Genomic DNA, 12,461 nt, shown 5'->3' with positions numbered 1-12,461 from the left:
TATTTTAGTATTTGCAACTATTATGTCAGGTATTTAATTGGTGGGTTAATAAATCAAACAAGGCACAACCATTCTTACAATGGGTCGGAGGTAAAAGAAAAATTACCGATCAATTAATTAAGTTTCTTCCGTCCACACTAAATAATTACTATGAACCATTCCTTGGTGGTGGGGCTTTATTTTTTCAAGTTAGAGATAAATTTAAACATTGCTTCCTATCTGATATTAATCTAGAGCTAGTGACGTCCTATAATGCGGTTAAGAAGAATCCAGATAAGGTTAGTAAACTATTAGACTCCCATAAAGAAAAACACTCCAAAGAACATTATTATCAAGTTAGAAGTAATAATGACAGTAATGATCCAGCAAAAATTACTGCAAGGTTTATCTATCTTAATAGATATTCATTTAAAGGCATTTACCGGATTAATATTGATGGCAAACCAGCTCAAACTTTCTCTGGTAGAAATTATAGTAAATCTGATATTGCCTTTAGATTAAAAACGCCAGTTTAGGATAAGGAGGTCTGAGGATAAGCAAGTAGTGTTAGAAATTTTTTAGATTTATTGAAATTAAAAGCATTTACGCAAGAAAGTATATGAACTAAGAAATTAATAGGGGAGCGATGTCTTGAATGTTCAAGGTTCATGCTGTTTTTTAGTACATTAAATACTGATTCAATTATTGATCTGCTTTTTAAGAGTATTTTATCTTCTATATCTAATAAATGATTTTTCATATCCTTGCGAATCCCAGTAAATAACCGTAGCCCACGACTAAATAATTTAGCGGACATTTCCTTAGAAATATAAGCCTTGTCTCCAAATAATTTACCCCATAATCCTTTGGTAATTGAGTCTACAGCAGATAAATCACTAGCATTACCCTTTGTTATTTTAATTGCCATAATCTGACCTTTATTATTAATTACAATATGTAATTTAAATCCCATAAACCATCCGTAACTACTCATACCTATTTTAGCAATGCCACTAAACACTTTATTATTATTTGTACGTTTTGCATGACATATCGATAATTTGGTTGAATCAACAAAATATATACCAGTCTCATCTCCTGTAAATAATTGTAACATTATAGTTAAAGGTAATACTAATCTTGGCCACAACTGGATTATCCGACTGTAACTAGGAAGACTAAAATATCCTCTATATTTACATGATAGATGATATAAATAATAATTCTTAAAATCTTTGCATGGAGATATATAAAAATATAATACTATAGTTATATAGTTCTGAAAGCCTTAAACTCCCTGATCTCCTACGCTTCCTAACGCTGGGTATTAATTTGCTTTCTTCCCATTCTTCGTAAACTTTACAATAATTATCTATTATACAAAATAGAGTTATGATACATCTTTTCATTGTTGAGTGCATATTTTTTTGATTCAAAATCTATGTAACTCAACACTCCTCTCTTGTAAATACCCTGCTTTATTATCTTTATTCCTTACACTCTTATCCTAAACTGGCGTTACTATGATTGAGGGGAATAGGCTTGATGCAGATCAGATTAAAAACATAGTTCAACATCAAGAGCATTTTCCAGGAAGAGAACGAGATGAGCATGAAGTTAAAGGTTACTATGCAGCTTTAATGCAAGTAGAAAAATGGGTAGCCCAAAATATAAAAATTACAGAGAGTATAATACAAATTATTCATGCTTTAGTTATGTCTAATGGCAAAACTAATGTTAAGCCTACAAAATATCGTGATGGACAAAATGTCATTAAAGATAGCGGGACAAAAAAAATTATTTATATGCCTCCGGAAGCAAAAGACGTAAAAAATCTTATGCACAATATGGTATTATGGATTAATAATAATGAGCTGCCTTTTCCTGTTATTGCAGCAATAGTTCATTATCAATTTGCAACTATACACCCTTATTATGACGGTAACGGTAGAACTGCAAGACTACTTACAACCTTAATACTTCATTTAGGAGGTTACGATCTTAAAGGCTTGTATTCTCTTGAAGAGTACTATGCTAAAAACCTAGGAGCTTATTATGAGGCTATTAGCATAGGACATCATAATTACTATATGGGGCATGCTGAAGCAGATATAACAGGCTGGGTAGAGTATTTTATAAATGGTATGGCTATATCTTTTGAAAAAGTACTTAATCAAATGCAAGAGGTAAGTAATAAAGAGCTTCCTGACATGAGTGCATTACTTAGAAAGCTTGATCCTAAACAGAGAAAAGTTTTAGAGCTTTTTAAGCAATTTGAAGTTGTAACTAGTAGTCAAATTGGTAAAGTTTTTGGTTTTAAACCTCGAACAAGTGCTAAGCTTTGTGCCGATTGGGTAGATCAGGGGTTTTTGAAAATAGTAGATTCTTCTAATAAAGGGAGAAAGTACGGTTTAGATGATAAATATAGTAAGTTAGTTTAGTATCTTTTCTAAAACTACTATATCACTAAAGCCACCGTTAGATTTCTTTTTTTGTTTAGTATATCTTTTAGTTTATAGTTATTAATATTACAAATTGTTTCAAGCACTTCTAATATGTCGGCAATTTCTTCGATACGTTCATCTTCTAAAAATTCTTCTATTTCCTCTAGTAGTTTATTTTTCAATAGTTTTTTATATTCATATGATTCTGCAATATAGGTAATCGGTATTCTGCCTGATTTTAAGATGGCTTGCGGAACTAAATCTCTAACTAGCTTTGTCATTTTATTTTATCGATATGGATTTAAGCGTGTACATGTATTTTTCTTTTTGAGCTTAAGAAATTACGAAGTAATTGTACGTACGCAATTCAGTAAAAAAAATGCTATAAATTAGTATTTTTTATTATTTTTGTAATTCCCTACGACTTTCGGTCGTTTGCAATGATACGACAATTTATTCACGATGGCAAAGTATTATTCATTGGTATACTTATCCAAATTTCTTATCATTTCTAAGTAATTAACCTTACCATTTGCAAGTAGCGGTATCTCAGGTAAAGTAATAACTATTTTCGGTATATAGAGTAAAGAAACTTGTGCTTTGCGTACGTTATTTGTAAAATTTTCTCTATTTATAATAGTACTGGTAGTAAATAAAATAATCTTTTCCCCTTGCGTTTCATCTTGTGTAGAAATTGCAGCATGCAAGGAGCTAGGATCAATCTCACTTGCAAGCTCCTCGACTTTTGTAAGCGAAATCATCTCGCCAGCTATTTTAGCAAATCTTTTTAAACGTCCTAAAATGGTTATGTAGCCTTCTCCATCGATCTTAACTATATCACCCGTATCGTACCATTCTTTATAAATATAGTTACCATTTTCGTCTAAATAACCAAGCATGACGTTAGGACCACGAATTAGTAAACGTCCACCTTCATCTATCCCTTCAACTTTTTCAAGTTTATATTCAATCTTTGACAACAACCTCCCAACAGTACCAGCTTTACTATGCATAGGAGTATTGCAAGCAATGATAGGTGAGCTTTCCGTTATACCATATCCTTCAAAAATACGTATGCCATATTTATTAAGCCAAAATTGTCTGGTAGTTTCTTTTAGTTTTTCACTACCTGCAAATATATAACGCAATGAATAAAAATCATATGGATGAGCATAATTGGCATAGCCATTTAAAAATGTATCAGTTGAAATTAATATGGTTGCTCCAACATCATATATCATTTCTGGTATGCTGCGGTAATTTAAAGGTGAGGGGTATAAAAATAGCTTAATGCCGTTTAAAGTTGTAATAATCGCTCCGCCAAGCCCAAAGCAGTGGAATAATGGCAGTGAGTTAAATACTATATCGTCAGGGCTAAAAGGTATTTTAGCAGTTGCTTGATATCTATTAGCTTGCAGATTTCTATGAGATAACATTACAGCTTTAGGCTCCCCTTCAGTGCCTGAAGTAAAAATTATTACTGCTGGCTTTTCATCATCACGATTACGACAAAAATACTTATAATAAGTTTTAGAAAAACGGATGCCCATTGAGGCTTTTAATTTTAGAGCTAGATTGATTTGGTTTTTAAAATCTTCTAAATATATTACTTTAATACCAAAATCTAATAAATTAGTTATTAATTCGTGTAGCTCTGCTTTTTCTATAAATTGCTTTGAGGTATAAATTACTTTTAGCTGTGCAGTTTTACATGAGTTAATAATAGTATTTATCCCGCTGCTCCAATTAATTATAGCTGGAACAAACCCGCTAAATTGCATGGCATAAAAGGTAATTAGGGTATTTGTCGTGTTAGGTAGCATTAAACCTAGATGCTTGCCAAAAATATTATTTCTTTTGATTAAATCACCAAGAATAAAAGATTTGAGTATTAAATCACGATAAGTAGCTTTGTTATTTTCAAAATCATTAACTATTCTTTTCTTAAACCCATGAATTTTGGCAGCTTCTATCAGCGATGCAAATAAAGTATTCTTATAGTCTGAACTCTCAAACATCATATCAGCCATGATATCATATAGAGTTCTTGCTATATATTTGCGTCTTTCTTGACCGGATGTAGCACCAATATCAGCAAATTTTACTGGCGGTAGAACAGTAACAGTAATTTTAGGAAATATTTTTCTCTTTAATATATTTTGTAGCTTTGAGAAATGAGTAAATTGTGTGCCATCTATTCTAACCGGTAAAATAGTTGCATTTGCTTTATCGGCAATCATCCCAGGACCCTCATAAATCTTCATTAAAGAGCCGGTAACACTTATTCTGCCCTCCGGAAAAATAGCTATTTTTCGGTCATTTTGTACTTCTTTTACTAAAGTCTTAATTGCCATTGGGTTGTTTGGATCAACAGGCAAAGTATTAGCCATACGCAAGAATGGTCTAATCCACCATATTTTGCGTATATCAGGGCTTATTGCAAAGGTCATTTCCTCTTTTAGATAGGTTGCAATTAAAGGTGGATCAAGATATGAAATATGATTGGCAATTACTACTACTTTGCTACCTGCTTTCTGTAAGTTCTCAAGTCCTTTAACTTCAACCTTATACATTAAATCAAACCAAAATTGGAATATTCTACGCAAGACAGGGTAAGGAATAATTTTAACTTCAGGGATTAGGCGATAAATATAGATAGTAACGATGATATTAGATAGGCTGATAAATAATATTATCCAAGGTATCGTAAAATTTAAATAAAATAATAATGATAGGATAATAGTTGATCCCACCATAAAGATAGAATTAATTAGGTTATTTACGGCAATAATACGGCTGCGGTGAGCGGGATTTGCGTAATGCTGTAATATAGCAAAAAGAGGCACAATATATAATCCACCAATTGCTGCTAAAAAGAATAGATCAATAACTATTCGCCAATTATGCCTTTTTGATAAAAATACAAAGATACTTTTTAGTTGAGCTGGTTCATAAGCAACTGCACTAATTCTACTAGCAAAAAATAAATCGATGCCAAAAATACTAATGCCAAGTGCTGAAATAAAGAGGTATTTAACAGTGATTTCATCTTCAAATATTTTACTACATAAAAATGAGCCGACACCAACGCCAAGCGAGAAAACCGCTAAAAATAAATTAGCAACATTCTCATCAGCTTTAAACGTTATTTTAGCAAGCAAAGGTATCTGAGAAATTATAGCAGCTCCAATAAACCAAAACCATGAAATGCCTAGTATTGCTAAGTATATTTGCTTTTTGGTTTGAGCATATCTTATCATATTTAGGCTTTCGTTTATGATATTAAAATTTATCTTAATATCACGATTTGCGTTATTTGATTTTGGTGTAGTAAGGCTTGAAATAAAGCCAATAGCTGCAATTGTAATTAAGGAATAAATTATGAAATTATTACTGATTGTGTAATAACTGCCGATTATAGTACCAATAAAAATGGCAATGAAAGTTCCGGCTTCAACAAAGCCGTTAGCTCCAAGCAATTCCTCTTTACTCAAATGATCAGGAAGAACGCTATATTTAATTGGACCAAAGAAAGTGGAATGAATACCCATTAGGCAAATAGAGCAGAGCAGTACTATAATATTATTATGATGAAAGCCGTAAATAGCAAAAGCAATTATAGCAATCTCGCAAGCTTTTATTATTTTAATTAGGGTAGAGCGTTCATATTTATCAGCGATTTGCCCGGCTATACTTGCAAATATTATAAAAGGTAAGACAAAAATAGCATTGGTAACTAAAACAAGTAAGTTATTATATTTGCTTAGAGAACCAACAACTCCATAAGTAATTAGAATTACAAGAGCATTTTTCAAGATGTTATCGTTAAGACAACCACATAATTGTACTATAAAATTCGGTAAGAATCGCCTATCCTTAAAGAGATATAATTTATTTGAATCCATAGTATATAGTAGTTTATTAGTTTTGCTTCTAATTCCTGCGTAAGGTTGGCGAGGTTTTGTAGTTAGGAAAATGCGTCCGATGTGTCATCCCGTGGCTTGTCCACGGGATGACAGAGGATACATGATTTTAATCATTACCCTAGGTTTGAATTATTGTCAAATTGTATGGCTTTTTCGTGATTTTGGTTTATTTGTTATATTAGGTTTTTGTAATAACATTTTTTCTTTTTCTGATAAATTTGGCATTTTAGACAATTTATTCAAAATTTCATCTACATCGCCTTTAATTACTGGTGATATTTGTGGCTTTCTATTTATATTAGATTTATTTTTAGCGATTCCTATTTTTTCTGGTACTTTGTTAATTATTGTCAATAAATTTTCTTCATTAAAATTTTTGAATTTGTTAAATATATTAAGCTTATTTATTTTAATTTTTTCCAATCCTTTAGTAATTATATCTACTATTTTTTTGCTATTTATAACTAACGTCGGATAAAAATTCTTCTCTAGCTTATTGAGTAAACTATCGTTTAGTTGATCGGTTAATATTTTCGTTACGTTTGTTTTAGTTGAATTATCTAAATTTAATTTGTTGTTATTTTCATATTGTTCTATGGCACTTAATACTATTTTTTCTGTAGTTATACCTAAATTATTACCGTAAATAGTAATAATATTATTAACTTTATCATCTGAAGATATATTTTTTTGTGGGTCTGAGTTGAATTTTACTTGTTTATGATTGATTGCATGTTGTGCAATATTAGAGTCACTTAACTGCTTAATATACTGACCTTTCATATCTTGCAATGCTATTTCAGTACTCATTTTAGTCTCATCGCTCCAATCTTGGTAAGTTTTTGTAGCTCTTAAAAGAGAAGGATATAAAAGAAAGTTTATGCTTTGAGATACTAAACTATTGATATCATAATTAGATTTATTATTCTCTCTTACCTTAGTATCATTATAGAAATGTTTTTGTAATGTATTATAATGAGCTAAAATAGCGTCAGGAATGTCTAGAGGCTTTAGAGGTTGTGCGTTATTATTATTGTCAAATTTTATTTGCATACCACTACGTTTAGCTTCCATTACTAGTAAGTCAGCAGAAACTTTCTCTTCTTGCGTCCTACATAAAAGATTCGGTGCGTCACTTAAAATGTTAGCATGCTTCATTACTGCGGAGTTTAATGCATGTAAATCCTGATCTGTTAAAATTTCATCTAATACGGCAAGAAAAGCTTTGCGTCCAGGGATATCGTTACCAAAAGCACTTTTTAGTGTTACGACATCATCTTTTGTAACTTGTTGTGTTGCTATTCTATTTATTATTTCATGCGTTATAATCATATTCGTTTCCTCCTCATTAGTAATTTGCCGTGCATTATTATACTTTATTTTAATATATTACAAGCTAAATTATTTGCTAACGGTAAAGAAATCTTAACTTCTGAAATATTTTTATAAGAAGTTACATCTTTTCATCTTTTTCTAGTTTGTTCTTTGCTATCTTTGGTAGATGACATAAATTATATTATTCATTCTCAGCTTCTAGAAGTCTTGATTTTATTAATTCATCCGCCAAAGAAATTTTCTTTCCTTTAGAATCTGTATAATTTTTTATCTTTTCTTGTAGTTCAGATAAGGTTTGATTTCGAATAGTAATATAATTTATATTTTCTTCAATAATATTTGTTTTTTATTATTACTTTAAGCTTGAGATAGCGTCAACTTAAATTATATTTAGTCCTTTTAATAAGGGTTGCCTAAATCTTCATAATAATCACGGGTGGCTTCTCTATTAGCCGGAATATCATTACTAGATTTTTCTATATTTTGTTCAGGAATAAATAAAGAGAAAAAATTACCAATTTTAATCATTAATGTATATAAATTCATACTTTACCTTTTTAAAATATTTAATTGTTAGGTTTTTCTTCCTTAGCTTTTTTTCGTCTCTGTAAATTCTTTTTTAGAGCAGATGATAAATTGCTAAAATTAGGCTTTATTTTAGTTTTTCTAGTTTGTTCTTTGCTATCTTTGGTAGATGACATAAATAATTATCTTTTCACGCTAACATTATTATATTATACTACGGATATTTTGAAAAATAAAATTATAAATATCTATGAATCAAAGTAATATAATCTCTGCGGAGTTACTTGACGAAAAAAAAAATATTGCGAGGCAAGGGGGTGGTGAAGATAGAATTAATACCCAGCATAAGAAAGGTAAGTTAACAGCACGTGAGCGAATAGAGGTATTATTAGATCCTAATAGTTTCACCGAAACAGGAATGTTTGTAGCTCATAGATGTGAAAATTTTGGGATGGATGATAAGAAGTTTTTAGGTGATGGTGTTGTAACGGGTCATGGCACAATAAATGGTAGATTAGTTTTTATTTATAGCCAAGATTTTACAGTGCTTGGCGGTTCACTTGGTGAGTATCATGCTAAAAAGATCTGCGATATTCTAGATCAAGCTATAGCAACTGGTGCTCCCGTAATCGGCATTAATGATTCAGGTGGTGCAAGAATTCAGGAGGGTGTGGATGCTCTTGCTGGATATGGTGAGCTATTCCAGCGTAATGTTTTAGCATCAGGTGTTATTCCTCAGATTACCTTAATTATGGGTCCTTGTGCGGGCGGTGCTGTTTATTCGCCTGCTTTAACCGATTTTATATTCATGGTTAAAAATAGTTCCTATATGTTTGTAACCGGTCCTGATGTAGTAAAAACCGTTACTGGTGAGGAAGTAAGCCAAGAGAAACTTGGTGGTGCACGTATGCACACTACCAAAAGCGGTGTGGCTGATCTTGCATTTAATAATGACATAGAGGTATTGTTGGAAATTCGTAGGTTCTTTAATTTTCTGCCATCATCTAATCGTAGTCCTCTTCCTATTCGTCCTACTGTTGACCCTGCTGATAGGGTTGATATGTCTCTAAGTACTCTAATCCCTAATACTCCCAATAAACCTTATGATATGAAAGAACTTGTCGAACGTATTGTAGATGAAGGAGAGTTTTTTGAATTACAACCGGATTTTGCTAAGAATATCATCATTGGTTTTGGCTATATGGAAGGATATCCAGTAGGGTTTGTTGCGAATCAACCATTGCATTTAGCGGGGTGTTTAGATATTAATGCTTCAAGAAAGGCAGCAAGATTCATTAGATTTTGTGATGCTTTCAATATTCCTATAGTAAGTCTTGTTGACGTGCCAGGGTTTTTGCCAGGTACTTCTCAAGAGCATGATGGTATTATCAAGCACGGTGCTAAACTTTTATATGCTTATGCTGAAGCAACAGTCCCTAAGATTACTGTAATTACTCGTAAAGCTTATGGCGGAGCTTATATAGTGATGAACTCTAAACATCTTAGAGGTGATATAAATTATGCTTGGTTTAATTCCGAAATCGCAGTTATGGGAGCAGAGGGAGCAGCTGAAATAATATTTAGAGAAGAATGCAAAGATCCAGAGGCTAAAAAACAAAAAATCGATGAATATAAAAAAGTAGTAACATCACCTTTTGTTGCAGCATCTAGAGGCTATTTAGATGATATAATAAGACCACAAAATACAAGATGGCGAATATGTAAAGCCCTAAATTTCTTACGTACTAAAAAGGTAGAATTGCCTTGGAAGAAACATGATAATTTGCCGTTATAGCTGTCATCCTTGCGTAGGTAAGACGCATTTGATGTCATCCCGTGGCTTGACCACGGGATCCAGTTAAAAATACTAATAAAATTTAGTATTTTTAATTGTTTTATAGATGCCGTGGTCAAGCCACGGCATGACACCGAGGGTGCTTTTCGATCCACGTGGGGCAAGCCTTAAGCGGGAATGACATATGTTCTACGCAATAACGCCAACCCTATGAAAGAATGACATTATTAAAGTTCATAATAATATAAACAAAAAACTATGACTAAACCTTTATTTGATAAAATTTTAATCGCTAATCGTAGCGAAATTGCTGTTAGAATAATCCGTACTTTAAAAAAAATGGGGATAGGGTCGGTTACTGTATATTCTGAAGCCGATACAAACTCAATGTATGTTCAGCATGCAGATGAAGCTTATTATATAGGTGATTCACCGGCAACCGAAAGCTATCTATCTATTAAAAATCTTGTTTCGGCAATTCGTGAAAGCGGTGCAAATGCCGTACATCCTGGCTATGGCTTTTTATCTGAAAACCCTAATTTTGCCAATGTTCTTAAAAGAGAGGGAGTAGTTTTAATAGGTCCTAATGCTGCTACTATAAAGAAAATGGGCGATAAAATTGAAGCAAAAAAGATAGCAATAGAAGCAGGAGTTAGTACTGTTCCTGGCTATATGGGAACTATAAATGATGTTAAGCAAGCAATAGATATTGCAAAAGAAATAGGTTTTCCGGTCATTGTAAAAGCGGCTGCCGGTGGTGGCGGGCGTGGTATGAGAGTGGTAAATAACCCTTCTGAAATGGCAAATGCTTTTGAATCTGCAAAGCTTGAAGCCGGTAATAGTTTTAGTGATGATAGGTTGTTTATTGAAAAATTGATCCAAAGACCTCGTCATATCGAAATTCAATTGCTTGCTGATCAGTATGGCAATAGCGTATGTCTTGGGGAACGTGAGTGTTCAATACAGCGTCACCATCAAAAAGTAATTGAAGAGGCACCAAGCTCATTCATTACCGAAGAAATAAGGCAAGAAATGTATAGGCAAGTAATATCTTTATCCAAAAAGGTAGGATATTATTCAGCAGGTACTGTTGAGTTTATAGTAGATAGTGAGAAAAATTTCTATTTCTTAGAAATGAATACGAGATTGCAGGTAGAACACCCTGTTACTGAATTAATAACTGGTATAGATATTGTTGAAGAAATGATAAAAATTGCTGCCGGTAAAAAATTATCATTTACGCAAGATGATGTAAAATTAAAAGGTTGGGCGTTTGAGTCACGAATTTGTGCAGAAAATCCAAGTCGTGGTTTCCTGCCTTCTAGTGGTAGGATTACGGCGTATTCTGAACCTGTAAAAAGTCCAAATATTCGTATAGATACCGGTATTGGACTTGGCGGTGAAGTTAGCATGTTCTATGATTCGATGATTGCAAAATTATGTACTTACGGCGAAACAAGAGAGCAGGCAATTGAGGTAATGCGTTCTGCCTTAAGCTCTTATATTATTAATGGTATTTCTCATAATATTAGTTTCTTAGAAGCAGTGATGCTTCATCCTCGTTTTGTTAGCGGTGATATTTCTACTGCTTTTATTCAAGAAGAATATCCAGATGGATTTTCTGGTGCAAGTCTAACCTCAGAAGTAACGGGAGTATTTTTAGCAACCGCTATTTTTATTTATATATCTGAGCAAAGACGTGCTTCTTTAATTTCTGGAAATATCAATAACCAAGCTAATAAAATCGGTACTAGATGGGTGGTAACGATTGACGATAAATTATTCCCCGTTCTAATTACGCCTGTTGAAAATGGCTATAATATACGCCATGAAAGTGACCGAATATATATTCGTAGTAACTGGAATTTAGGTAATGAGCTTTTTGTAGCTATAATTAATGGCAAAAAGACAAATATTAAAATTGAAAATATCAGAACTGGTTATTTACTATCACATGCTGGTATTAGCGTAAAAGCCTTCGTTCGTTCTCCTCGTATTTCAGAACTTGAAGGGTTAATGGTTTCGAAAGTAGTAACAGAAGAAAATTCTGAACTGCAAGCTCCTCTTAACGGTCAAATTGCATCAATTAAAGTGAAAGAAGGACAAGAAGTAACAATAGGGCAGGAAATTATGATCTTAACCGCTATGAAAATGGAAAATATCATCTTAGCCGAACGTGACGGGAAAATAGCTAAAATTTTCGTAAGTGAAAAGGATAATGTGGTCAAAGGTCAGATGCTGCTTGAATTTAATTAAATTACCATCTTCATTTATTAGAAAGCATAAAAGCTAGAAATAGTGGTATTTCTAGCTTTTTTTGTTATTATAGTCAATGTTATTCCTGCGTGAGACTTGCTTGCGTGGATGGATAGTCGTCATTGCGAGGAAGAGGCGAAGCCTCGACGTGGCAATCTTAGGAGTTCTACTTCATGAGATTGCCACGCTTCCTTTGGTCGC

9 protein-coding genes and 1 pseudogene are annotated in these 12,461 nt (G+C 32.7%); 4 read left to right on the top strand and 6 right to left on the bottom strand.

The genetic code is table 11. From position 1 onward, the window contains the following. Positions 1–11 precede the first annotated feature (11 nt). Positions 12–503 (top strand): annotated as a pseudogene (locus tag AAGD54_RS00340) (DNA adenine methylase); the annotation flags it as partial. Positions 504–511: 8 nt separating this feature from the next. Here the strand turns inward: AAGD54_RS00340 and AAGD54_RS00335 are convergent. Continuing rightward, positions 512–1,228 carry an IS982 family transposase gene (locus tag AAGD54_RS00335; RefSeq protein ID WP_341795139.1) on the bottom strand — a complete coding sequence of 239 codons (717 nt, stop codon included), beginning with the start codon at positions 1,226–1,228 and terminating at the stop codon, positions 512–514. 274 nt (positions 1,229–1,502) lie between these two features. Between AAGD54_RS00335 and AAGD54_RS00330 the strand changes: the two genes are divergently transcribed. Next, positions 1,503–2,420, top strand: coding sequence for a Fic family protein (locus tag AAGD54_RS00330; protein WP_341794716.1), 918 nt, complete (start codon positions 1,503–1,505; stop codon positions 2,418–2,420). Positions 2,421–2,437: 17 nt separating this feature from the next. On the opposite strand, the gene AAGD54_RS00325 is transcribed toward AAGD54_RS00330, so the two are convergent. The 5 genes from AAGD54_RS00325 to AAGD54_RS00305 all read right to left on the bottom strand — a co-directional run bounded on the left by AAGD54_RS00325 (position 2,438) and on the right by AAGD54_RS00305 (position 8,385). Further along, positions 2,438–2,704, bottom strand: coding sequence for a hypothetical protein (locus tag AAGD54_RS00325; protein WP_341789269.1), 267 nt, complete (start codon positions 2,702–2,704; stop codon positions 2,438–2,440). A gap of 192 nt (positions 2,705–2,896) precedes the next feature. After that, positions 2,897–6,328, bottom strand: a complete 3,432-nt coding sequence (locus tag AAGD54_RS00320; RefSeq protein ID WP_341794715.1) for an acyl-[ACP]--phospholipid O-acyltransferase — start codon at positions 6,326–6,328, stop codon at positions 2,897–2,899. Between the two features lie 156 nt (positions 6,329–6,484). Next, the gene (locus AAGD54_RS00315) at positions 6,485–7,681 is read right to left on the bottom strand and encodes a DUF5410 family protein (RefSeq protein WP_341794714.1); all 1,197 of its coding nucleotides are present in this window, start codon (positions 7,679–7,681) and stop codon (positions 6,485–6,487) included. 402 nt (positions 7,682–8,083) lie between these two features. Continuing rightward, complete coding sequence (locus AAGD54_RS00310) at positions 8,084–8,230, bottom strand: hypothetical protein (RefSeq protein WP_012152024.1); 147 nt, start codon at positions 8,228–8,230, stop codon at positions 8,084–8,086. Positions 8,231–8,250: 20 nt separating this feature from the next. Further along, a complete protein-coding gene (locus AAGD54_RS00305) occupies positions 8,251–8,385 on the bottom strand; it encodes a hypothetical protein (protein WP_341788997.1) in 135 nt (44 codons plus the stop codon). 74 nt (positions 8,386–8,459) lie between these two features. Between AAGD54_RS00305 and AAGD54_RS00300 the strand changes: the two genes are divergently transcribed. Further along, the gene (locus tag AAGD54_RS00300) at positions 8,460–10,004 is read left to right on the top strand and encodes an acyl-CoA carboxylase subunit beta (RefSeq protein ID WP_341794713.1); all 1,545 of its coding nucleotides are present in this window, start codon (positions 8,460–8,462) and stop codon (positions 10,002–10,004) included. Positions 10,005–10,262: 258 nt separating this feature from the next. After that, the gene (locus tag AAGD54_RS00295) at positions 10,263–12,260 is read left to right on the top strand and encodes an acetyl/propionyl/methylcrotonyl-CoA carboxylase subunit alpha (protein WP_341794712.1); all 1,998 of its coding nucleotides are present in this window, start codon (positions 10,263–10,265) and stop codon (positions 12,258–12,260) included. Positions 12,261–12,461: the final 201 nt, after the last annotated feature.

Source organism: Rickettsia endosymbiont of Rhinocyllus conicus (assembly GCF_964026465.1).
Lineage (GTDB): Bacteria > Pseudomonadota > Alphaproteobacteria > Rickettsiales > Rickettsiaceae > Rickettsia.
This window is presented reverse-complemented; position numbering and strand designations above follow the sequence as displayed.